Annotated in this window: 25 protein-coding genes, 4 tRNA genes and 1 riboswitch; of the genes, 21 read left to right on the top strand and 8 right to left on the bottom strand. The window is 39.1% G+C overall.

Annotated elements, in window-relative coordinates:
* The 5 genes from AAV96_RS18315 to smpB all read left to right on the top strand — a co-directional run.
* A partial coding sequence (locus tag AAV96_RS18315) for a hypothetical protein (RefSeq protein WP_046740129.1) occupies positions 1-209 on the top strand: 209 nt, incomplete at its 5' end.
* 759 nt (positions 210-968) lie between these two features.
* A complete protein-coding gene (locus AAV96_RS16780) occupies positions 969-1,931 on the top strand; it encodes an inovirus-type Gp2 protein (RefSeq protein ID WP_227505858.1) in 963 nt (320 codons plus the stop codon).
* 1 nt (position 1,932) lies between these two features.
* A complete protein-coding gene (locus AAV96_RS16775) occupies positions 1,933-2,916 on the top strand; it encodes a hypothetical protein (RefSeq protein ID WP_227505857.1) in 984 nt (327 codons plus the stop codon).
* A gap of 1 nt (position 2,917) precedes the next feature.
* Positions 2,918-3,112, top strand: coding sequence for a helix-turn-helix transcriptional regulator (locus AAV96_RS16770; RefSeq protein ID WP_046740127.1), 195 nt, complete (start codon positions 2,918-2,920; stop codon positions 3,110-3,112).
* 125 nt (positions 3,113-3,237) lie between these two features.
* Complete coding sequence (smpB, locus tag AAV96_RS16765; protein WP_005217924.1) at positions 3,238-3,711, top strand: SsrA-binding protein SmpB; 474 nt, start codon at positions 3,238-3,240, stop codon at positions 3,709-3,711.
* Between the two features lie 39 nt (positions 3,712-3,750).
* Here smpB and AAV96_RS16760 read toward each other — a convergent pair whose 3' ends face one another.
* The 3 genes from AAV96_RS16760 to rluD form a co-directional block, all read right to left on the bottom strand.
* Positions 3,751-4,323, bottom strand: a complete 573-nt coding sequence (locus AAV96_RS16760) for a flavodoxin family protein (RefSeq protein ID WP_046740126.1) — start codon at positions 4,321-4,323, stop codon at positions 3,751-3,753.
* 83 nt (positions 4,324-4,406) lie between these two features.
* Positions 4,407-5,147 (bottom strand): peptidoglycan editing factor PgeF, encoded by a 741-nt coding sequence (gene pgeF, locus AAV96_RS16755; RefSeq protein WP_046740125.1) that lies wholly within the window; start codon positions 5,145-5,147, stop codon positions 4,407-4,409.
* An 85-nt stretch (positions 5,148-5,232) separates the two neighbouring features.
* Positions 5,233-6,282, bottom strand: coding sequence for a 23S rRNA pseudouridine(1911/1915/1917) synthase RluD (gene rluD / locus AAV96_RS16750; protein WP_046740124.1), 1,050 nt, complete (start codon positions 6,280-6,282; stop codon positions 5,233-5,235).
* A gap of 71 nt (positions 6,283-6,353) precedes the next feature.
* Between rluD and AAV96_RS16745 the strand changes: the two genes are divergently transcribed.
* Both AAV96_RS16745 and AAV96_RS16740 read left to right on the top strand, forming a co-directional pair.
* Entirely contained in the window at positions 6,354-7,433 is a 1,080-nt protein-coding gene (locus AAV96_RS16745) for an outer membrane protein assembly factor BamD (RefSeq protein WP_004663507.1), read from the top strand.
* Positions 7,434-7,562: 129 nt separating this feature from the next.
* Complete coding sequence (locus AAV96_RS16740) at positions 7,563-9,449, top strand: DNA primase (RefSeq protein WP_046740123.1); 1,887 nt, start codon at positions 7,563-7,565, stop codon at positions 9,447-9,449.
* 6 nt (positions 9,450-9,455) lie between these two features.
* Here the strand turns inward: AAV96_RS16740 and hemA are convergent, their stop codons facing one another.
* Complete coding sequence (hemA, locus tag AAV96_RS16735; protein WP_046740122.1) at positions 9,456-10,739, bottom strand: glutamyl-tRNA reductase; 1,284 nt, start codon at positions 10,737-10,739, stop codon at positions 9,456-9,458.
* Between the two features lie 79 nt (positions 10,740-10,818).
* Between hemA and AAV96_RS16730 the strand changes: the two genes are divergently transcribed.
* The 12 genes from AAV96_RS16730 (at position 10,819) to AAV96_RS16675 (ending at position 18,878) form a co-directional block, all read left to right on the top strand.
* On the top strand, positions 10,819-12,537 hold the full coding sequence (locus AAV96_RS16730; protein WP_004663514.1) for a tetratricopeptide repeat protein: 1,719 nt from the start codon (positions 10,819-10,821) through the stop codon (positions 12,535-12,537).
* Between the two features lie 4 nt (positions 12,538-12,541).
* Complete coding sequence (gene lolB, locus AAV96_RS16725) at positions 12,542-13,123, top strand: lipoprotein insertase outer membrane protein LolB (protein ID WP_005158352.1); 582 nt, start codon at positions 12,542-12,544, stop codon at positions 13,121-13,123.
* A 13-nt stretch (positions 13,124-13,136) separates the two neighbouring features.
* Positions 13,137-13,970, top strand: coding sequence for a 4-(cytidine 5'-diphospho)-2-C-methyl-D-erythritol kinase (gene ispE, locus AAV96_RS16720; RefSeq protein WP_046740121.1), 834 nt, complete (start codon positions 13,137-13,139; stop codon positions 13,968-13,970).
* Positions 13,969-14,043, top strand: a tRNA-Gln gene (locus AAV96_RS16715). Before ispE ends, AAV96_RS16715 begins: the two co-directional genes overlap by 2 nt.
* Positions 14,044-14,072: 29 nt before the next feature.
* A tRNA-Gln gene (locus AAV96_RS16710) sits at positions 14,073-14,147 on the top strand.
* A gap of 17 nt (positions 14,148-14,164) precedes the next feature.
* Positions 14,165-14,239, top strand: a tRNA-Gln gene (locus AAV96_RS16705).
* A gap of 85 nt (positions 14,240-14,324) precedes the next feature.
* A tRNA-Gln gene (locus AAV96_RS16700) sits at positions 14,325-14,399 on the top strand.
* Between the two features lie 37 nt (positions 14,400-14,436).
* Positions 14,437-15,390, top strand: a complete 954-nt coding sequence (locus AAV96_RS16695) for a ribose-phosphate pyrophosphokinase (RefSeq protein WP_004663520.1) — start codon at positions 14,437-14,439, stop codon at positions 15,388-15,390.
* A gap of 97 nt (positions 15,391-15,487) precedes the next feature.
* Positions 15,488-15,784: a 50S ribosomal protein L25 gene (gene rplY, locus AAV96_RS16690; protein ID WP_004663523.1), complete on the top strand. Its 297-nt coding sequence runs from the start codon at positions 15,488-15,490 to the stop codon at positions 15,782-15,784.
* Positions 15,785-15,803: 19 nt separating this feature from the next.
* Positions 15,804-16,385 carry an aminoacyl-tRNA hydrolase gene (gene pth / locus AAV96_RS16685; RefSeq protein WP_005158359.1) on the top strand — a complete coding sequence of 194 codons (582 nt, stop codon included), beginning with the start codon at positions 15,804-15,806 and terminating at the stop codon, positions 16,383-16,385.
* A gap of 146 nt (positions 16,386-16,531) precedes the next feature.
* A complete protein-coding gene (gene panD, locus AAV96_RS16680) occupies positions 16,532-16,912 on the top strand; it encodes an aspartate 1-decarboxylase (RefSeq protein WP_004655255.1) in 381 nt (126 codons plus the stop codon).
* A 175-nt stretch (positions 16,913-17,087) separates the two neighbouring features.
* A complete protein-coding gene (locus AAV96_RS16675) occupies positions 17,088-18,878 on the top strand; it encodes a patatin-like phospholipase family protein (protein WP_046740120.1) in 1,791 nt (596 codons plus the stop codon).
* A 3-nt stretch (positions 18,879-18,881) separates the two neighbouring features.
* On the opposite strand, the gene AAV96_RS16670 is transcribed toward AAV96_RS16675, so the two are convergent.
* On the bottom strand, positions 18,882-20,057 hold the full coding sequence (locus tag AAV96_RS16670) for a hypothetical protein (RefSeq protein ID WP_046740119.1): 1,176 nt from the start codon (positions 20,055-20,057) through the stop codon (positions 18,882-18,884).
* 20 nt (positions 20,058-20,077) lie between these two features.
* Positions 20,078-20,293, bottom strand: coding sequence for a hypothetical protein (locus AAV96_RS16665; RefSeq protein ID WP_046740118.1), 216 nt, complete (start codon positions 20,291-20,293; stop codon positions 20,078-20,080).
* A gap of 180 nt (positions 20,294-20,473) precedes the next feature.
* A riboswitch (FMN riboswitch) is annotated at positions 20,474-20,629 on the top strand.
* 98 nt (positions 20,630-20,727) lie between these two features.
* On the opposite strand from AAV96_RS16665, the gene ribB reads away from it, so the two are divergent.
* A complete protein-coding gene (gene ribB / locus AAV96_RS16660; protein ID WP_046740136.1) occupies positions 20,728-21,387 on the top strand; it encodes a 3,4-dihydroxy-2-butanone-4-phosphate synthase in 660 nt (219 codons plus the stop codon).
* 48 nt (positions 21,388-21,435) lie between these two features.
* On the opposite strand, the gene AAV96_RS16655 is transcribed toward ribB, so the two are convergent.
* The gene (locus AAV96_RS16655; RefSeq protein ID WP_004663534.1) at positions 21,436-22,110 is read right to left on the bottom strand and encodes an HAD-IA family hydrolase; all 675 of its coding nucleotides are present in this window, start codon (positions 22,108-22,110) and stop codon (positions 21,436-21,438) included.
* Positions 22,111-22,203: 93 nt separating this feature from the next.
* Here AAV96_RS16655 and AAV96_RS16650 point away from each other — a divergent pair, with 93 nt between their 5' ends.
* Complete coding sequence (locus AAV96_RS16650) at positions 22,204-22,971, top strand: hydroxymethylpyrimidine/phosphomethylpyrimidine kinase (protein ID WP_046740135.1); 768 nt, start codon at positions 22,204-22,206, stop codon at positions 22,969-22,971.
* Between the two features lie 57 nt (positions 22,972-23,028).
* Here the strand turns inward: AAV96_RS16650 and AAV96_RS16645 are convergent, their stop codons facing one another.
* On the bottom strand, positions 23,029-23,721 hold the full coding sequence (locus AAV96_RS16645; protein ID WP_046740117.1) for an SDR family oxidoreductase: 693 nt from the start codon (positions 23,719-23,721) through the stop codon (positions 23,029-23,031).
* Positions 23,722-23,725 lie beyond the last annotated feature (4 nt).

Below are 23,725 nucleotides of genomic sequence, written 5' to 3'. Positions count from 1 at the left end.
AATACAAAAGTATCAATGAAGCCGCAGAAAAATTAAGGGTATTGCTTACGGAAAAAATAACGCAAATTATTCATGCTGATCAGCAATCTTATCAGCACAATTTTCAATATAGCGAAGACCATTATTTTGAATTGCTTAAAAGTATTATCAGAGCAGATGCTGAATTAAAATCACAATATATTCGTAAACCATTAATAAATAATAAATAATAAAAAAAAATATTTTCTAGGAGAGTTCTCAACTCATTTTTTCCAGAAAAGTAAAGTTATTACCAAGCCCAAGCTAATGCATGTGACAGGTGCAATTAGTCGTTTGGGTGACACAAAATTTCTTCAATTTATATTGATTAAAAGTTGGTAATTATGTACATCAAAATCAATCCTGATTCACAGCAAAAATGCCTTTCGCAAGGGGCATTTTTAGCTCAATCACCCCAAAAAAAATATAGGATAATACTATTATTTACAATAGCTTATCTTCATCTTAAGTTAATTAAAACATACTTCACATTCAAAGCTTTGTCTACAACGCTAAATGTAATTCGAGTATGCTTACACAACCTAAGCATAATAACCTTTCTCAATCCTAGAGAGTGTCTCCCACCAACTTCGCTAGAACAGGAAAAGGTGAGCTCATGACCATTAAGAGAAAAATAACACCAATTCGTTTTACTAAAGGTGTCAAAACGAAGTCTAACCAATTACACAATGGTCCCATTAAGACTCGCGAGCTTATGGAAAAGTTGCATAAAGCTAACCCCAGACTACACAAGTACCGAGAACTTGATGAGACTGAGATTTTTCCACTGCTCACGGACTCGACCTATCAGTTGTCACCATCATCTTCACTCGATGCTACGGTTTTATATCGTGAGTTTCGTATTAAGGTAATGCTGAACATCACATCGCTGGTCTGGGAGTGCTGTAAAGCAAAACAGATTAGCAGCGACCGTTGAGTCAGTTGATGCGTTGAACGGGATCTTTTCCTACCCTGACTGGTTTCGCCCATTCATCCCTGTATTTGATGAACTTACAGGAATCTATGAAAAGGAACTTGAAGACTTTCAGGTAAGTCAAGAAATCTCATGCTTCTATGAGGCATTAGACCTATTAGACAGCGATATTAATTTGTTTGGACTGTTTGAAAATCGTCAGGAAAGTCTGATGTATCTTCAAATGAGAGCTAACTTATTGAATCGTTTCTTTCAACTGATTCGTGAGCGTATGAATAGCGAGAAAACCAAAGTCGCTATTCAAAAACGGACTCAAAAGAGTGTTACTCAATTAAAGGGATGTCGCAAACTGATAGATGCTTGCTTTGAACGATGGTCAAAGCTTTTGGTGTTACGCATTGATTTTGGATTCAAAATTCCAGATGAGATCGTAAAATCTAGCGATCATGTTGATGACCTTAAACATGAGTTTCATTCTTTAGACAAGCTTGTGTTGCTAAAAGAGTTACTGAGACAGTTCTTGAACAACCGTAGACATAATTCAATTTTGAGTAAGATCAAGGCATACATCTTCAAATTTGAACACGGTATCAAGAAAGGATTTCATGCTCACGCCATACTGATACTTTCGGGCAATGAATGCCAAAAAGATGGCTACTACGCATATGAGATTACGGAGTACTGGAAAAAACTCACGCACGGTAATGGCTGCACCTATAACTGCCAAATGGCAAAACACAAATATAAAAGATTAGGAATCGGTATGATTAACTACCTCGATAGTGAAAAACGTATGGTTTTAGACGAATGTCTTCAATACCTGTGTAAAGCAGATCAAGCTTTCATTTTCAGAGCACTGAATTCATCTGAATATAGATCGCTGCAAAAAAGCCAGAAGCCAAAAAAAACCAGCAATGCTGGTCGACCACGCCAATTATCGCCACTGTCTCCTGTAAATAAAAAAAGTGGAGGTAAATGATATGTTGTTGAAGAAAAATGATGCTCCTCTGCTACATTCAGCATATATGAACAATATGATGAAAGCCATTCAACCACATCTAAGCCCAGTTGTGATCGCACAAGTGAGTAATGAATTATCGAAAGTTCGTTTACCCAGCCAACCTGTCTTTCCTACGTACCGTTTGACCCATCTAGCTCTGCCTGAAAATGTAGACAAGTTAATAAAGTCGATAGAGTCAGTACATTATTTACCATGGGCGAATAGCCTCATGAATTTAATGCTACACCCTAAACTACACCTATGCATTGAATTGGCAAAGCAATATGGATTGGTTGGTCAATATCAACAGTTTTCTTGGAGGAGTGATCCGGTAAGGGCTTTCAACTTCATTCGTCATTTTCAAGACCTTCAGCAGACTCATCATTTCAATGAGTTAATAGAAGGTTGGGATTATGCTCATAAGTTTAGTGATCAAGAACTTAGCAGCGCCCTCAAAGCGGTTCAGAAAGAATCAAATGGATTTGCATTTCATGAATTCATATCTATGATGGATTCATCTCAACTTAATTCCCCTCAATTAGATCAGTTTATTGAGGATGTAAAAAATGGCTTCATCAATAATTTGGATGGTGAACAATTACTGGCAATCTTTTTGAAAAAAGAGCCATTACTCTACAAACAAATGAGGTTACGTTTTATTGTTCTAACAAAACGTGATTTCTTGGATAGCCCTACACATCTAACAGACTTAAGTTTTTTTGAAAAAATAAAGCTATCTGTTGAACAAACTCACGGTTACCAAATCTTCTATGACCCATCGCTGTTGAATGGATATATGCAGAGTCACCTTTTTCACAAAAAAACTCAGTCATTCAGAGAGCAAATAAAGCAACTCAGAATCTACCTTACAGGGACTGATGCTCTATACAGAATTGGATGCGTAGAACCGACATTTAGTGTTTTGTATACAAAAGTCAAAGTTCAAAGTTTGGAGGGTGCGTAAAATGGGTATTGCACATAACTTTAAAATTGATCGTAGAATTCGAGCAAGAGAGTTTATGGCGCTTCTTTCTATTGGCAGAACCAAGTTTTATCGAATGATTAAAAAAGGTGAAATTCCGCAGCCAATCAGAGTTAGCGAGAAAGAAGTCTTTTGGCACGAATCAAGTGTTAAATTAGTTGTAGAAAAACACAAGTAAAATTCTGATATGATAGCCTGCTAATGCAGGCTTTCTTTTTAGATTAAGAGCCTTTTAAAACGGGTAACTAAACGGGTAACTCGAAAAAACTCCAGAATTTAATTATTCATTTTCAAAAGGTTGAGATGAACAAGATTGTTGTAAAAAAACATAATGGTGGCACGATTGCTCAAAATAAAAGAGCGCGTCACGATTACTTTATCGAAGAAAAATTTGAAGCAGGCATGTCCCTCCAAGGTTGGGAGGTTAAGTCTTTACGTGCAGGTCGTATGACTCTGTCCGAAAGTTATGTCATTTTTAAAAATGGTGAAGCCTTCTTATTCGGTTCGCAAATTCAGCCGTTATTATCGGCATCAACGCATGTGGTTCCTGAATCTACACGAACACGTAAGTTATTGCTTTCTCGTCGCGAACTAGAAAAACTTTTGGGTGCTGTCAATCAAAAAGGCTATTCATGTGTACCTTTAGCATGTTATTGGAAAGGTCATTTGGTTAAACTAGAAATCGCACTTGTTAAAGGTAAGCAATTACACGACAAACGTGCAACTGAAAAAGACCGTGATTGGCAACGTGATAAAGCACGAATGTTGCATAAATAATAAAAAACCTCCAATTCGGAGGTTTTTTATTATGAAGTATTAAATCACCACATGTTTTAATCGCAGTTCAGCCAAATATTTGCCAAACTTGCGTGCAGTTTCTAAATCCCCTTCGGGCGGTGTAATTTCAACGCTAGCATTATCGGACTGCGTCATTAAACCTAGAAAGCTCGACATCCGATTAATATCCAATGGGCTTCTTCCTGTTGGCATAAATGGCAAACCAGCCCATAACATGCCATGTTGCATCGCAAATAAATTAATTTGCTGTAATACCGCCAATTTGTCTCCGCTGAGGCCACCACCGTTAGTAAAACCAGCAGCCAATTTCCCCTGCCATGTACGTGCCAACCAGCGTTTAGAAGAATCTTCCATGAACTGTTTCAATGCTGATGTAAGACTCCCCATATAGGTTGGACATCCCATCACGATTACATCTGCTTGATCTAATAAATCCCATTGCGGTGCAGCCACAGAAAGTAGATGCACTTCGGCTCCCGCTTGTTCAGCGCCATGTGCGATATGTTGTGCAACCTTAGCTGTGTGCCCATAAGGACTATGGTAAATCACACAAACTTTGATTTGGGGAGTAATTTGCTCAATAACAGACATGGAGAATTTAAAAACCAATGAATTAAATCAAGTTTAACATTTTTGAATGTCACAAGGTGAATCAACAATACTCCAAATATGATTTATTGCATAAATACAAAGGTCGCCATCCGCCCCGTTTTAGCATCACGTCGATAAGAAAAATAATCTTGGTCTTGTTGATACGAGCATTGATCACCATCTAATACTGTTTCTACACCTAAACTGTTTAAAATAAATCGGGCAATTCCATACAAATCAGCCTGATATTTACCTTCAATTTGACCTGAAATAAAAGCAACGGCTAATTCAGGATATTTCTCACAGAAAATGGCTTTTACTTCAGCCCCGACTTCAAAGCAAGGTTGGCTGATCGCAGCGCCTAACCACGCCCAAGTTGGCTGAGATTTCATTTCAGTCACGGTATTTTCGACAATTCCATTAGCCAAACCACGCCAACCTGCGTGCAGATTAGCGACTTCTGTACCTTCGTTATTACCCAATACAATAGGCAAACAATCAGCAGTCATCATCATTAAGGCATGACCTGCGCGCTGTGTGACTAAGCCATCACCTTCAAGTGCAATAAATGGAATTTGCTCGTTAATGGTATGACAAATGCTGCTATGCGTTTGTGTCATCCACGTGATTTTATCTACACCAAATGCAGACAACTCATTCAACAATAGCATCCGATGTTGCTGAACACGTTGTGCATCATCATTCACGTGCAAAGCCAGATTAAATCCTGATAGATTTTCATTTTGAGTTGCAATCGTTTGAGGATGCTGAATACCTGTTTGCCCAACATATACCCCTTTGGGCAAACCTTGTACAAATTCCATAAAATCCGTCCTCTTACCAGAATATATCTCTTAGCTTTTGAACGGGAGAAGCTGAACACATCTCCCTTTATTTAAAGAGAACTTTTTAATACGCTTCATTCTCTTGGCGAAGTACTTCAACCAATTGAGTGAAATCCTCTGGCCATGGCGCTTCAAACATCATTTCTTCACCAGTACGCGGATGCACTAAACCTAATTTTGCTGCATGTAAAGCTTGACGTTTAAAACTGCGTAACATGTCAATTAAGACTTCTGATGCACCAGCAGGGAAACGTACACGATTGACATAAACGGGATCACCTACCAAACCATGTCCAAGATAACTAAAATGCACACGAATTTGATGGGTACGTCCTGTTTCAAGTTGAGCCTGAATACGAGTAAAGTCGCGGAAACGCTCTTTCACATTGTAATGTGTTACTGCATCACGTCCACCCGGTAAGATCGCCATTTTGACACGATCGACTGGGTGACGTTTAATTGGCTCATCAATCGTGCCACCCGCAATAATATTTCCATATGCAACTAAATCATAAACACGATAAACGGTTTTTTTCGCAAGTTGTTTACTGAGAGAAAATTGGGCTTCCAATGTTTTTGCAACAACCAATAAACCGCTGGTGTCTTTATCAATACGATGTACTAAACCTGCACGTGAAAGCTCGACCAGTTTCGGTGCATGATAAAGCAAGGCATTGACCAAAGTACCTGTAGGATTACCAGCACCAGGATGAACCACCATGCCAACTTCTTTATTAATCACAATAATATCATCGTCTTCATAGACAATATTAAGAGGAATGTTTTCAGGTTGACTCGAGGTTTGGGCTTCTAACTCAACATTTAGCGTAAGCAATTCATTGCCTTCGCAACGATATTTAGGTTTTACAATGTTACCATTTACCAACAGATGCCCATCTTTCATCCATTGCTTGAGCTTTTCACGAGAGAACTCGCTCCAAACCAATGCGGCAACCTGATCAATACGCTGACCTAGATACTCTTCATCGAGTTGAATTTGCAACGATAAACGTGTTGCAGTTGCATCAGAATTATGATTATCTGCATCGACAGAATCTTCAAGTAAGAAATCTGTCTCAGAAAGGTTTGAATTGGAAGATTGTGTTGAAGTCATTTTGATGATCGATACAAAAATGGTTTAATAGCACCATTGTAGCTTATTGTCCCAAAAGCAGAGGAATTTTTATGTCGCTACCCCATTATAAAATTACCATATTGGCTTTATCTTTAGGCGTAGCGTCTGTATTTGTTGGTTGTAGCAGTAATCCAAGCAAAAAAGAAGTGGTTGATAAAGGCCCACAGTCAAGTGAACAAGTCTATTTTGAAAAAGCACAAAAATCACTTGAACGTAATCAATATACCGATGCTGTTAAATCACTTGAAGCGATAGATACGTATTATCCAACTGGACAATACACTCAACAAGCACAACTTGAACTCCTCTACGCCAAATTTAAACAAAAAGATTATGAAGGTACGATTGCACTCGCAGATCGTTTCATTCGTTTAAATCCACAACATCCAAATGTTGATTACGCCTACTATGTTCGGGGTGTAGCCAACATGGAAATGAATTACGACAGTTTGATTCGTTATACGTCATTACAACAATCACATCGTGATGTGAGCTACGTTAAAGTTGCTTATCAAAACTTTGTAGATTTGATTCGTCGTTTCCCAAGTAGCCAATATTCAGTAGATGCTGCACAACGTATGAAATTTATCGGTCAAGAATTGGCTGAAAGTGAAATGAATGCGGCACGTTTCAATATTCAACGTAAAGCATGGTTGGCTGCTGCTGAACGCGCACAATGGGTGATTGAACACTATCCACAAACACCACAAACACCTGAAGCACTTGCAACATTAGCTTATAGCTATCAAAAATTAGGCGATCAAGCCACGTCTCAACAATATATTGATCTTTTAAAACTGAACTATCCAAATTTAGTTAAGGCAAATGGTGAAGTAAATCTTCGTGCTGCTCGTAAAGAAGGTAGTTGGGTCAATCGTGCCACTTTAGGGTTGCTTGGCCGCGAATCTAAAACGGTACAAGTAAAAGAACAAACCAATGGTGAAACTGAGCAACGCAGCTTAACAAATCGTTTGAGCCTTGGTTTATTAGATAAACCGACAACCGAAGAAATTGATTCTGCTCCTATTGAAGAACCAACCGATAAACCAAGTTGGATGAACCGTTTAAGCTTCGGGCTATTAGATAAGCCTGAGACCAAAGAAACTTCGGGGGCTGATGCTGCAAATTAATTTGCACTCATCAAAACCATAAAACAGGCAAGTCTCCCCTTGCCTGTTTTTCATTTTATGCAACAATGAATTCTGACACACTGACTTCAACGAAGATGTTATCTCTCAGTCCAAAATGGTTAAATGCACATGGCAATTCCACAACATACGATTGATCAAATCTTAGATCGAACTGATATCGTCGATTTAATCGGTCAACGTGTGAAGTTAAAAAAGACTGGGCGTACTTACTCGGGCTGTTGCCCATTCCATCAGGAAAAATCTCCATCATTCCATGTATATAGAGATAAGCAGTATTATCATTGCTTTGGGTGTCAAGCCAATGGTAATGCGATTCGCTTCCTCATGGACATTGACAGTCGTAACTTTGTCGATGTAATGAAAGACTTGTCTAATCAGACAGGCATCGAATTACCGAAAGATAATCACGACAATAAAAAACTTTCTTATAAACGCAGTCCTCAACAAATTGCAGCGGCTCAACCAACAAACACGCCAGTCGCTGAAAATCTAGCACCTATCTCTGTAGCAGACGAATTTTTAGATGGGCATTTTGTCGATATAGATCGCGTTATGGATGATCCTTTTGCTCAATTTGATCCATCCTTTTATATGAATGAACAAGTTCAAGAAGGTAATCTCTATGACTTATTGGAAAACGTTGCTCAGTTTTATGAACGTCAACTCCCAATAAGTCAAAAAGCACAAAATTATTTTAAGCAACGTGGCTTATCGGCACAAACGATTCAATTTTGGCGTTTGGGTTATGCACCAGAGGATTGGCAGCATTTAGAAAAAGCCTTCCCACAAGATATTGAAGGTTTGAAACAGTTGGGTTTGATTCGTTCTAGTGATAGCGGTCGAGATTTTGATTTATTACGTGAGCGGGTAATTTTTCCGATCCGCGATCATAAAGGTCGCGTGGTTGGTTTTGGTGGTCGTGCGCTCAATGATGAAATTAAACCTAAATATATTAACTCACCAGATTCAGAGGTATTCCACAAGAATCAATTGCTTTATGGTTTGTATGAAGGTCGTAAACTCAAAGCCAACGATTGGTTAATGGTCGAAGGCTATATGGACGTGATTGCATTGCAGCAATATGGTATCAACGGTGCTGTCGCAACACTGGGAACAGCCAGTAATGCGGATCATTTAACCACCCTATTTAAACAAAATTCTCGTATTACGATTGCCTTTGACGGGGATGCTGCGGGACAGAAAGCAGCACGACGCACCTTAGAAATTGCGCTACCCTTACTCAATGATGGTCGTGAATTAAAATTCTTTGTGCTTCCGAATGAACATGATCCAGACTCATTGATTCGTCGTGAAGGCTTAGAAAACTTCCAAAAATTATTACAACAGGCACCACTTTTATCTGACTTTGTGTTTGCTCATTTAACAGGACAGCATGACGTTAGCACGCCTGAAGGTAAAAGTTTAGTCATGGGAGAACTACGTGAATTAACAGAGTTATTACCTAAACATGGCTCATTCCGTTATTTGCTGAGTCAGTCTTTCCGTGAGAAACTCGGTCTAGGCAAACGCTTTACCCCTCAAATCAGCCACGATGCCTCTTTATCTTTTAATATTCAAACCAAAGATGAAGATTTTGCAATCGCAATTTTAATGCATCACCCATTTCTCTATATTCATTTTGAAGAATTACTGGCAGTGATTGACCAAACTGAGCTGCTGGCTAAAGTTTTAGCGGTGCTAAATATTGTATTTGATGATTTACCGGATGATCAGGAATTAGCAACCTATTACGTACTCGGTGCATGTAGTCGTTATAGTCATGAGATTGCCGATGTTATGCAGAGAACCAATATTGAATCATTAACTCAAGCACCTGAGATTGCTGATAAATTGGCTAAGGACTTTTCATTAAATTTACAAGAAAAATATTTAAAATTAAAACTGAGATCACCTATCTCACTCATTGAATCACGCAATTTACGTCAACAATTAAATGAATTAACAAAACAGATTAGCTTGAAGTTATTGTCCTAAGCTAAGTTACTGTCTCGGTTTACGCTCATGCTCAAACACATCCTGTAGATGTTGCTGTAACCATTCAAAATAATCTGGATTTTCAGCTTTAGCAGCTTCTCTTAATAAAATAGAAGTTGGGTGCATAAGTTTCTGTGATAGGCGATGAGCAAACTCCTGCATCACCTGCTCTGCGTCATGACCATGTTGCAACGATTCCAAAGCATGTGCCAACTCTTTTTGACTAACTTCTTCACTGTGCTGACGATAAGCTTGAATGGTGCTACTCGCCTCTTTCACTTTTTGTTGGGTCATCAATTGAGTAGCCAATTGATTCACCATAATTTCAGCCTCAACAGCCGCCTGACGACGTTGCGCTAAATTTTCATCAATCACACTTTGTAAATCATCCACACCGTATAAATATACGTTATCTAATGATTCGACTTTCGGATCAATATCACGTGGAACAGCCAAATCGACCATCAACATTTGCTGATAGCGACGTTTTTTAAGTGCGGCTTTAACATCTGAATATTGAATAACTTGATGTAAACTCCCTGTACAGCTCGAGACAACATCTGCTCTATATAAATTTTGGGCAAGTTCAGCAAAAGGAATAATTTCAACCTCAACTTGATGAGCAATTTCTTGTGCCAATAAATCAGCACGCTCACGGCTACGGTTACAAATTAGAATTTTTGCCACCCCCATTTCCGCTAAATGCTTAGCAACCAAACTATTCATTTCACCTGCGGCAACTACCATAACCGTTAACTTTTCAGGGCGACTAAATACTTGCAATGCTAACTGAGCAACTGCATACCCCATTGAAACAGCATGGCTACCTACAGAGGTTTCTGAACGAACACGTTTCGCTGCATAAAAAGCATACTCAAAAACACTATTCAGTTCAGGTGACACAGTTTGTGCGTCTTTAGACAAAGCCAAAGCACTTTTGACTTGCCCTAAAATTTGCGGCTCACCCAACATCAAAGAGTCTAAACCACTTGCAACACGCATCAAATGTGTAACAGCTTGGGCATTTTCGTAACGATAAACATGATGAATTAACTGTTTTACATCAATATTATTCACTTGGGCTAACCAAGTCAGAACACTATCAGCATCTTCTGTCATGGCATAAACTTCAGTGCGATTACAAGTTGATACAACAACTAAATCATTCAAAGGTGAATGTTTATTTTGTTCAAGCAATAGCGCAGCTAATCGCTCTGCATTGAAAGCGATTTGTTCACGAAGTTCAACAGAAGCTGTTTGATGGTTGACACCCAATGCAAAGAAAGACATATCAGATCATCATTTCGCTAAATTTATGTTATTGTGCAACATCGGTGTCATAAAAAGCATTACTTTGGATCAATAAAAATTGCGTCAGCTATATCGCCGTACCCTTTTTAGCGGCAAGACGATTCGACGGTATTCTACCACAATCTTGTTGTTAGGTAGCATGAGCTCGTATGTCTCTGCACAAGCAATACACGACATGTATGCAGATAAAAGCTTTGACAACGCATTACAACAAAGTATGGTTGCTGAATTTTCTCTTGCTTATGATGATATTGCAACTGCATTACACAATTATACAGTGCTGGCAATTCGAAGTAATTCAACCACAATCAAACAGCGTGCTTTAGATGTCGCCTTAGAATATAACGATTTTCAATCTGCATTAGATATTGCAACACACTGGGTAGAACAAGAACCCAAAGATGTTCCTGCTTTATTTTACTTATCACATATTGCTCTGAAAACCCATGAATATGAATTGGCAGCTAAAACATTAGATAAGATCTTAAATATTGACCCAACTGCTGATCTCGAACAAATTTTGGCAGGGATTGCACCCGAACAAGCACAAGATCGTGAAATTTTATTAAATGCCTTACGTACCAGTAAAGAACGTGAAAATCCTTCTATCTTGGCTTTAATCGCTGGATTAGAGGCGCAAGATGGCTTATATGAGCAAGCATTAAATAATATCAATAAAGCCTTACGTAAACGTTCAAAATCGACCAGTTTCATTCTGATGAAAGCCAATCTATTAATGGCTTTACGCGACGATGCTGAAACACAAAAATGGTTTGCACAAGCCAGTCGGAAAAATAAAACCAATATTGATATACGATTAGCGGAAGCTCGCTATTACATTCAAATCAATCAACAGCAGCAAGCATTAGATAAGCTTGAAAGTATTATCAAAGATTATCCAAAAACTGAAGAAGCTTTATTTATTGCCGGCTTAACCAGTATTGATTTAAAACAATACGAAAAAGCTGAACAATATTTAGTTGAATTACGCTCTTCAGCAAAATATCAGAATGAAGCTTATTACTATCTTGCAATCAATGCACAACGCAAACAACATTATGAAACCGCAAAAGCCTATTATCGGCTCGTAGATGGCAGTTTATATATCGTTTCGCGACGCAATATGGTCACTATTTTCGAAAAGCAAGGGCAATTGAATGATGCTTTACGCTTTCTTACACAAGAGCGGGTGAATTATCCACAACATGCAAGTTTTCTCTATCAAGCTCAAGCTGATATTTTAAAAAAGATGGACAATAAAAAAGCAGCTTTAGTATTGCTAGATGAAGCGATTAAGAGCTTACCCGATGATCCTGAACTAATTTATGCAGAAGTATTATTGCTGGATCCTTATACCGATCGGGATAAATTAGATAAAACTTTGAAGCAACTTTTAATTATTGAACCCAATAGCCCGACCTATTTAAACGCTTATGCGTATACATTAGCATTGCAAAATCGTCGTCTAAAAGAAGCACGAAAATATGCAGAACTAGCGCTCAACTTTGCACCTGAACAAGCCTCTATTCTCGATACATTGGGCTATATCGCTTTTCTACAGAATGATTTTGATACCGCAGCCAAAGTCTTGGGACAAGCCTATTCAATCAGCCAAAATATCAATATTGGAGTTCGCTATGCTAAAGCGCTGTATATGCAAGGCGCACTCACACAATTTAGTGAGGTTTTACAGCAATTGAAACAAAAACATGCAAATGCCCCACAATTACAACAACTTGATAGCTTAATCTTACCTATCACTGTAAAAAAGAGTTAAATACATGCGCTTGTTTTCAAAATTATGTGTCGCGATATGTAGCAGTAGTGTTCTAGTATTAACAGGCTGCCAACATCTAAGCCAACCAAATAAGATAATTGCTTCACCACAAGTGCAAGATGAAAATAACTTTAGCTTACAAGGTAAAATAGGTGTACGTACACCACAACAGTCTGGCAGTGCTTTTTTTACATGGGTTCAACAACAAGATCAATTTGATATTGAACTGACTGGAATTTTAGGTGTTGGGAAAACCCAGATTGAAGGCAAACCAGGTCAAGTCACTTTAAATAGTGCCAAAACAGGTCTGATTACAGCAGCTACACCTGAAGAATTACTGGAAAAAGCGACAGGTTGGCAGGCACCGATTATGCACCTTGCCTACTGGGTACAAGCGAAGCCTGCGACGCAAAATGCTCAAGCGAGCAAAGACGAACAAAATCGCTTGAAACAGCTCATTGAAGATGGCTGGACTGTTGATTTTAGCTATAACGATAAGCAAATCCTTCCAAATAAACTTTTGTTGAAGCAAGCACTTGCTGACGATAAAGAAAACCGTATTACAATGGTGATTCAAAACCGATAGATTAGATTCTTTTATGATTAGAGTACCTTCCCCTGCTAAATTGAATTTATTTCTGCACATCACTGGTCGTCGAGACAATGGTTATCATGAATTACAAACTATTTTTCAACTGATTGATTTATATGATTGGATGACTTTTGAGCCAATTGCAAATGGAATGATTCTAATTGAAGGCTTAAACGAGGTTGCTCTTGAACAAAACTTAATCTATCGTGCAGCACAATTACTCAAACCCCATGCAAAAGAACCATGTGGGTTAAATATTCAAATCGAGAAAAATATTCCTATGGGTGCTGGTCTTGGCGGCGGTTCATCTAATGCTGCCACCACACTCATCGTACTGAATCAACTGTGGCAATGCGGTTTAAATGAACAGCAATTAGCTGATTATGGTGTGCAGTTGGGTGCAGATGTACCTATCTTTATTTTTGGTCGAAATGCATGGGCAGAAGGCATAGGTGAACATTTATCATTCATAGACTTAGCTCAAAAACAATTCATAATTTTAAAACCTGACTGTTTTATCAGCACTCAAGCGCTTTTTTCACAAAAAACATTGACAAGAGATTCTAAGATCACTACATTTTGCGCCTATCAGTTAGAACCTTTTAATTTTGGAAATAACTTTGAACCTTTGGCTCGACAGTTATATCCTGAAGTAGAAGAAGCAATGCAATATTTAGATCAATTTGGTCTAGCAAAGCTTACAGGTACAGGTGCTTGTGTTTTTATTGAAGTAACAAGTGAAATGGATATAAAGAAAATTTTGCAAAACGCGCCTTGTAAAGCTTACTTGGTCAATAGTTTAGCAGAATCTCCTTTAAGAAATTTTTCAGTTACATGTTAGGGGCGTCGCCAAGTGGTAAGGCACCGGGTTTTGATCTCGGCATCCGTTGGTTCGAATCCAGCCGCCCCTGCCAATTTTCATCTGTAGATATATGTAATATATAGGGGCGTCGCCAAGTGGTAAGGCACCGGGTTTTGATCTCGGCATCCGTTGGTTCGAATCCAGCCGCCCCTGCCATTACATATTATCAAATTAGGGGCGTCGCCAAGTGGTAAGGCACCGGGTTTTGATCTCGGCATCCGTTGGTTCGAATCCAGCCGCCCCTGCCATATCTTTAGACAGACTTGTTTTATATCGATACTTGCTCAATTATATTGACATTATCATACAAAACGATTAAAGTTCTGCCGCATTAGGGGCGTCGCCAAGTGGTAAGGCACCGGGTTTTGATCTCGGCATCCGTTGGTTCGAATCCAGCCGCCCCTGCCATCCAAATTCATTATAAGCCAACCGCCAAGGGTGCTTCATGCCCAATCTTGTCGTTTTTAGTGGAAGTGCTCATCCACATTTCGCCCAAAAAGTCGTAAGCCATTTACATATCCCTCTCGGTGCTGCTTCTGTAAGCAAGTTTTCTGATGGTGAAATTTCAGTTGAAATTACTGAAAATGTTCGTGGTAAAGACGTTTTTATCGTTCAATCTACTTGTGCGCCAACCAACGATAACCTGATGGAAATCTTGGTCATGGCTGATGCTTTGCGTCGTGCAAGTGCTGGTCGTATCACTGCAGTCATTCCGTATTTCGGTTATGCACGTCAAGATCGTCGTCCACGTTCTGCTCGTGTTCCAATTACTGCAAAAGTTGTTGCAGACATGCTGACAACTGTAGGTATTGACCGTGTGGTAATGATCGACTTACACGCAGACCAAATTCAAGGTTTCTTCGATATCCCAGTTGATAACATCTATGGTACGCCAGCGTTGTTAGCTGATTTACGTCAACAACAACATGACAACTTAATGGTTGTATCTCCTGACGTAGGTGGTGTTGTTCGTGCACGTGCTGTTGCAAAACAGTTAGGTGATATCGATTTAGCTATCATTGATAAACGTCGCCAAAAAGCAAATGAGTCACAAGTGATGCATTTGATTGGTGATGTAAAAGATCGTGACTGTGTCATTGTTGATGACATGGTAGATACAGCAGGTACGCTTTGCAAAGCTGCAGATGCACTGAAACAATTTGGTGCTCGTCGAGTGATTGCTTATGCGACTCACCCTGTTTTATCAGGCAAAGCGATTGATAACCTTCGTAACTCTGTTATTGATGAACTCGTTGTTACTGACACGATTCCTCTTTCAGATGAAGCAGCGAACCTAGGTAAAATTCGCCAAGTTTCTGTTGCAAGCATGGTTGCTGAAACAATTCGTCGTATCAATAACGAAGAATCTATTAGCGCTATGTTCGATAGTTATCTATAATAGCCCAGCTTTTTTTCTTAAACCCTAGCTCGCTAGGGTTTTTCTATCACTAAACTGGTCGCAAGTTTAGTTACTCAAACTCAATGAGGATATGCCCATGGCAAACTTCGTATTAAACGCTCAAGCACGTGAAGTAGCACAACAAGGGAAAGGTTCGAGCCGCCGCCTTCGCCACGCTGCTCAAATCCCAGCAATCATCTATGGTGGTAGCGCTGAGCCTGTAGCCGTTACTTTAGAGCTTCGTGAAATCGTTAAAGCTTTAGAAAACAACGCTTTCTTCGAAGAAGTTATCGAAATCAAAATCGGTGATAAAGTTGAAAACGTTAAAATCCAAGCGTTACAACGTCACCCAGCTAAAAACACACCTATGCACGCTGACTTCAAACGCGCATAAGTGTTAAAGGCGTAAATTAGTGTCAAATATTTCGCTAATTGTTGGTTTGGGTAATCCTGGTAAGGAATATGCCCAAACCCGCCATAATGCAGGTTTCTGGTTCGTAGAACAGCTTGCAGATCGTTATGGTATTTCTTTAAAGGCTGATCCAAAATTTCATGGATACAGCGGTCGTGGTCAAATTGATGGTCATGACGTACGTTTACTCTTACCTACCACTTTCATGAACCGTTCTGGTCAAAGTGTCGTACCATTTGCCAAATTTTATCAAGTTGCACCTGAAGCAATCCTTGTTGCTCATGATGAACTCGATATGGATCCTGGCATTATTCGTTTAAAATCAGGTGGTGGGCATGGCGGACATAATGGTCTTCGCGACATCGTTCCACATATTGGTGCTAATTTCCATCGCTTACGCATAGGAATTGGACATCCTGGTTCTAAAGAACGTGTTTCTGGTCATGTGCTTGGCAAAGCTCCTAGCAGTGAACAAGCTTTAATGGATGCAGCAATTGATCATGCCTTATCAAAAGTGAAAATGCTTGTCGACGGACAAGTTTCACAGGCAATGAATCAAATTAATGCATACAAACCCGCTTAAATTTAAACTGAATTGTTGATCAATCACGCTTGCCATATTGCATTTTTAAGCGCAAAATGCGCATCAAACCGCCTATCGCCAGCGGGAAACGTGACAAGTCAACCAATAAGATATTCATCTTAGGTCTTACTCAGGAGACGCTAGCCATGCTATCTCGTTTATTAAAATGTAAAATTCACCGTGCAGTTGTCACTCATGCAGAACTTCATTATGAAGGTTCTTGTGCAATTGATGGTGTATTAATGGACTTAGCAGGGATTCGTGAATACGAAGAAATCCACGTATGGAACGTAACGAACGGCAAACGCTTCACAACTTATGCAATTCGTGGTGAAGATGACTCAGGTATTATTTCAGTGAATGGTGGCGCAGCACACCAAGCTGATGTCGGTGATTTAGTAATTATTGCAACTTTTGGTGATTTCACTGAAGTAGAAGCAAACCTCCACAAACCACGTTTGGTTTATGCAAATCCAGACAATACAGTCAATCACACGGCAAACTGCATTCCTGTACAAATTGCATAAATATTTAAAAGATTTCTAAAAAGCCAGTCGATAAGAACTGGCTTTTTTATTGCGACTCTAAAAGGAAAATGAAATACAAAAAAACTTAAAAATAGGCTTTTATTTTACTTAATCGGACTTGTAAAGCAGCCTGACACTTTATTAAATAAATAGAAAATAAAGAAAATTAAATCATATGGATATTATAGAAACACTTAGGAAAGTCAGCGTTTTCTCACATTTAGATGAACCTAGCTTGGTTAAGCTCGCTCATGATTGTTCAATTAGATATTTACAGACAGGACAGCAACTTTACAATCTCAATGATCCCGCTTCTCATCTGTATATTGTCGTTTATGGGCGCATTAAATTAACGACCGCTTCAAATTTATCAACTTATTTAGATCGTTATGAGATCCTTGGAGAAATGGGCGTAATTTCTAATCAACCCCATCATGGTTCAGTCAAAGCAATGCGGGATACAACGCTTTTGGTAATTCCCCGACAACAATTTATAGATTTCCTTCACGACCAAACCGATACCTTATTTGCCTTATCTCAATTAATTATTGCTCGTACTCAGCCTGAGTTACAACATGCTCATCCTATGAGCCATAATCGTACCTTATCGATTATTCCAGTGTCTTCTCAGATCCCAGCAATTCATTTAGCAGAAAAGCTTACTGAGCATTTACAACGTTGGCCTCACGTACGTTTAGTCACGGCTGCTCATGTCGATGCCCTATTTGGAATTGGATTTAGCCAAACGCCTCTTGATTATGGGCATGATGATTTAAAATTAAGAGAATGGTTGGCTAGCTTAGAAGAAAAACATTGCTACGTACTTTATGCTGCTCACAAAAATGGTGATGACTGGTCTAAACGCTGCTTGCACCAAGCTGATCGCATTTTGATATTGGCCGAAGCGAATCAAACACCTATACATACACCGCTAGTAGATATATTAAATCAACACGATTGGCAAAGCCAAATTGAATTAGTTCTTTTACGTTCAGAGGGTGATCCATCTCCTTATACCCTTACTTGGAAACAGCTCTATCATGCACGCGCTCATTATTTTATTCACCCATGGGCACAAACAGATATTTGTGCGATTGCCCGACAGATTTCGAGTCAAGGCGTTGGTTTAGTTCTTGGCGGCGGCGGTGCACGCGGCTTTGCTCACATTGGATTAATTCGTGCACTTGAACAATTGCATATTCCAATTGATATTGTGGGCGGAACCAGTATGGGAGCATTTGTCGCTGCTTTGGTGGCCTGCGGTTTTGATAGTATTGAAATGACACATATCGCTTATGAAACCTTTGTGGCAAGAAACTATTTAAATGACTACACCATGCCTAAAGTATCTTTAATTCGTGGACAACGTTTTCACTCTCGCCTACAAGCGATATTCGGTCATCAACGTATAGAAGAATTAAAAAGAACATTTTACTGTATTTCAACCAATCTCACGACTGGCGAAGCCGTGATTCATGATCAAGGTGAATTGGCCACATGGGTTGGAACCAGTATGAGTGTGCCCGGTGTCGCCCCACCTGTTGCATGGCGCGAGAACTTATTATGCGATGGTGGTGTGATTAATAACCTTCCCACAGATGTCATGCAAAATTTGGAAAGAGGTACGATTATTGCCAGTAATGTCAGTTTACACGATGATATTCGGGTTCCGGGTATTGGTTTAGATCAACCAGATCAAAGTGCCCTACTCAATTGGAATAAACTGATCAAAGACAAACTCCTACATGCTCCACGTCTTGCAGAAATCTTAATGCGAACAGCAACTCTTGCGAGTGATACCATGATCCAAACTGCTGCGATTGAACGTGCCAATCTACATATTCGTATGCCAATCAATGGTATTGGTATGTTTGATTGGCATCGATTAGATCAATTGGTTGAGCTTGGTTATGAGCATGCACTTGCCACATTAGTTCCTATTCGAGAGACCCTTCCCACTGCATAGATTTTAGCTTGAAGAGTAAATTTGATATCGCTCAAGTAAACCATCTAAATATTGATATGTTTCCACATCAAGTTGCTGCATATAAGTATTCAAAATTTGCTGGCATTGCTGCTGTTTCTCAAGTGGCATGCGACGGACAATATCAAAAGTTACTTCCCATTGCGAACGAAGTAAGGAAGCATAAGCAATATGATGTAGAACCTTAATATCAATTTGAGCAATAGCCGTTGCAACGACTTGTCTCGCTTCATTTTGCATATAATTTACAACAACCAACATGTCTGTCCATAAATCACATTCATCTGCGGCTTCAACAATACTTTTGATGATTTCAACTTGGCGCAAAGCTGGTAAATTTGCGACATAGGATTGAGCTTGTTCAGATAAACATGCAACTACTGGCAGCATATCTTCCCAAAGTTGGTCTTCTTGCGCAGCCTGAATAATTGCATTTATAACAATTTCTCCTTGCTGTACGGCGAGATCACCTAATTCCTGTTTGAGCTCATAACCAATATGGCTCATTAACGCCAATAGCTTCGGCCAAACTAAGCGTTGTGTCGGATCACTTACAATCAATAATGTCTTTATGATACGTTCCTTCGGTAAAACATGCACCAGATGATCAATACGCTCTCTTGATTCAATATAAAAAGCGATTTCCAATAGATCACTTTCCTTTTCAATGATTTGAGCCACATCCTGTACCACTTCATCAGATAGCATGCCAACAAAACGCCCCATCGTTACAAAGTCTTTTTGTTGTAAAAGAACTTGGGCAATATCCTTAATTTGATGGGTAGTAAAATAAGCTAATAATTCTCTCGCTAATCTAGGATCTAAATAGACTGAAATTGAAGCTAATGTATGTGCTGGTAAATGTTTTGCAATTCGATAAAGATTCTCTGTAGATAAATGTACTGCGATTTGAGCAACGATAAAGGGATCAAATAATTGCTTTACCATAATGGCGGTCAATCGGCTTGGCAGCCAATTCACCCAAGCAGCAAGATAACGGAAGCGTGTTTTTTGTTGGCTTTGTAGCAACTCAATAATTGCAAAACGAAATTGTCTTAAGCTTTCAGGTGCTAAAGGAATTAAAAAAGCCAATTGTTGCTCTGAAACATTAAGAATCTGGGTTAATTTTATAATTTCGGCATGAACAGCAAGTCGAGTCATAATCACTTTCCTTATGTTTGTTATTTTTTATTTTTAAAAAGAAAACGTAAAAAAAATGGCATCTGAAATAAACTTTTGTTGATTCTTTGATTTTCTAATTGAATAGTCTGTTCTAATTGTTGATTAAGCCAGTTCATATTCTGCTCAGAAACATGCTTAAAATCTTTAAAACTCATCACAGGTCGATGAAGTTGTTGTGCCATTTTTTCTAACTCTGATTTATGTTGTTGGTCCATTTGATTGCCTATTTTATTGTTGTTTTATGACCTGAGTTTATGCTCAATTAACATCCAATACTAGTTTCATTAATAACGAAAAGCTTCAAATGAACTTCAGCTTATTTCTAGATTTACATAGAACGATTCATTCTATAAAAAGTTGCCTTTTCTCATAAAAATCTAGCTATAATCAAGGCACATCGCTTCAGGGCGGGGTGTAATTCCCCACCGGTGGTAAGTTAGGCCTTGCAATCAAGTGACCTAACCAGCCCACGAGCCTGTATATATTTATATACTCGCAGATTTGGTGAGAGACCAAAGCCGACGGTATAGTCCGGATGAAAGAAGACGAAACCACTGAAATACGCTTTTTGCGTTGTTTTGGTGTACGCTTATTTTTTACATCAGTCCTGAAATGTTCAACCGTATCCTATTTACGAGAGCGTTTCATTATGTCAAGTTTAATTCAACCCGAACTTTTCTTTTCAGCCCTTTCTCCTGCTGAACAACGTATTCAACAAGCTTTAGAAGATATCCGCCGAGGCAAACCCGTCTTGGTTATGGATGATTTCGATCGTGAAAATGAAGCCGATCTTATTATTGCTGCCGAAACACTGACGATCGAAACCATGGCACAAATGATCCGTGATGGTTCTGGGATTGTATGCTTGTGTCTAACTGAAGAACTGGCAGATCATTTAGAACTTCCACCGATGGTGGTAGATAATTCTAGTCAATTTAAAACAGCATTTACAGTTACTATCGAAGCGGCACAAGGTGTGACCACTGGTGTTTCTGCCAAGGATCGTGTCACTACGGTCTTGGCAGCAACCAAAGATGGCGCTGTTGCAAGTGACTTGAGTCGTCCAGGTCATGTGTTCCCATTACGTGCACGTAATGGTGGCGTATTAACTCGCAGAGGACATACTGAAGGAACAATAGATTTAGCCCGTTTGGCTGGTTTAAAACCTTCTGGCGTATTATGTGAACTGACTAATCCTGATGGCTCTATGGCATCAGGTATTCAAGTTCTAGCTTATGCTCAGACACATGGCCTTACCGTGATTAGTATCGAAGAATTGGTTCAATACCGCTTAAAACATAATATTTAATGAAACAAAAAAGCCTCGATCATTCGAGGCTTTTTATTGCGTTCATGATTATGATACTTTTCGTTCTAAATTCAGTTGATTCACCGTATTAAGCAATTGGCTAAATTGTGAGATTTGAGCAAGCGGTTGTACTTGAGCAAGTTCTTCTGCTGTGCCATAACCATAATTTACAGCAATGGTTTCAATACCATGGGCACGTGCACCAATCACATCATATTGTCGGTCTCCAACCATAATGCACTGCTGCGCATCCAATTGCTCTTTTTCAAGAATATATGCAATTAGATCTACTTTATTGGTACGTTCACCTGTTAACTCACTGCCATACACCTCAGTAAAATATTGATCCAACCTAAAGTGAGCAAGGATACGTTTCGCATAAACTGTTGGCTTCGCCGTCGCTAAAAATAACCGATAACCTTGTACTTGTAACTGTTGCAACGTTTCTACCACTGTTACATAGACTTCATTTTCAAATAAACCAGTCACTGAAAAACGCTCGCGATAAGCAAGTAACGCTTGTTCAGCAAAATCATCATCCTGAGTATTTAATAACTTTGCCAATGAAGCTTTCAACGGAGGTCCAATCGTCCAATCTAAATCAACCTCATCCGCTAAAGGGTGGCCCAGTTTTTCTAAAGCATAACGAATTGAGCGATGAATACCCGCTTTAGGGTCAGTTAAAGTCCCATCTAAATCAATCAGAATATTTTTGATCGTCATTCGTTCAATCTCTTAAAGCCTTACATAACATAGTCGAGAGTTTCTCGAAACTCCCATATACTAGCTTAAATGAGAGAATAAAAGGAAATGGCTGTGCGTCCTAGCGTACTATGTTTTTCAGGTTTAGATCCATCAGGCGGTGCTGGCTTACAAGCAGATATTGAGGCAATTGGGCAAAGTGGCGCACATGCAGCAATTGCCTGCACAGCATTGACCATTCAAAACTCGCAACAAGTGTTTGGTTTTGAAGCCACTTCAAAAGAGTTACTACTTGCTCAAGCAAATGCAGTAGTGGGTGATTTACCGATTAAATGTGTAAAATCAGGCATGCTGGGCACAACCGATAATATTGCTGCATTAGCTGAGTTTTTACGTCAACATCCAGATTATCAATATGTACTCGATCCGGTATTAGTCGCGAATAGTGGGGGTTCACTCGGTGATCAAGCAACATTAGTTAAAGCATTTGTTGAGTTAATCCCTTTAGCTACAGTCATTACCCCAAATACAGTTGAATTAAGAGCCTTAACAGGTATTGATGATATTGAACAAGCCACTCAAAAATTATTTGAGATGGGCGCAAAAGCTGTACTAGTGAAAGGTGGACATGAAGATACACCTGATCATATTCGTAATGTACTTTATGCTGACGGCAAAATGATTGCTGAAAGTCATTGCCCTCGTTTAGACGGACAATATCATGGTTCTGGCTGTTCTTTGGCAAGTTTTATTGCAGGGCGTTTAGCCTTAGGTGATTCACTTAAAATTGCTGTCCAACATGCTGAAACGTGGTTATTTGGTGTATTAAAACAAGCTGAGACACCTGTACCCAATGGGCAAAAGATTCCAAAGCGGTTTTAAGACTTAAATAATAATGAATAGAAATACATATATTTCTATTCATTTATTCAACATGATCTAACGACAATTCACACCATTATTCAAATCAAATACCTCACCACTTAAACAATTTGGAGCTGCTTGCGCCAGCCAAAAAGCTGTTTCTGCAATTTCTTGTGTTTGGCAGAATTGCTGATTTAAAGTCGCTTCTTTTAACCGCTTTTGTCTTTCAATAGGAATCTTTTGCATCATCTGTGTTTCAACAGGGCCAGGTGCGAGACTAAAGATTTGAATATTATGCTGAGCATGGCTACGAGCCAAACTACGCATCCCATTGATCACACCCGCTTTTGAGATGCCATACCAGATATCAGGATGACCAATTTGTCCAGCAATAGATGCCATACTAATAATGCGTCCAGATTTTTGTTTTTTAAAAATATTTTCCGCCACATCAATACTCAACTGCATCGTATGAATCAGATTTACATGCATAATTTTTTGCATTTCTTCCCACGAATATGAAGCGGCTGTAAGTGTATTCATATAGCCTGCATTATTAATCAGCACATCAAACTGCCCAATCTGCTGAATCACCTTCTCAATTTGATCATAATGCACCATATCCGCTTGCCAATGATGCAAATGAAGATGTGAATATTGTGGAGTATGTCGAGAAATATTATGTACCTCATAATTCTCATTCAGGAATTTTTGGGCAATCGCTTGCCCAATTCCTTGACTGCCTCCAGTAATCAATACTTTTTTCATGCCT

The organism is Acinetobacter sp. AG1, assembly GCF_001005525.1.
In the GTDB taxonomy this organism is placed as follows: Bacteria; Pseudomonadota; Gammaproteobacteria; order Pseudomonadales; family Moraxellaceae; genus Acinetobacter; species Acinetobacter modestus.
Note: the sequence above shows the minus strand (reverse complement) of the source record. Positions and strands in the feature narration are given on the sequence as shown.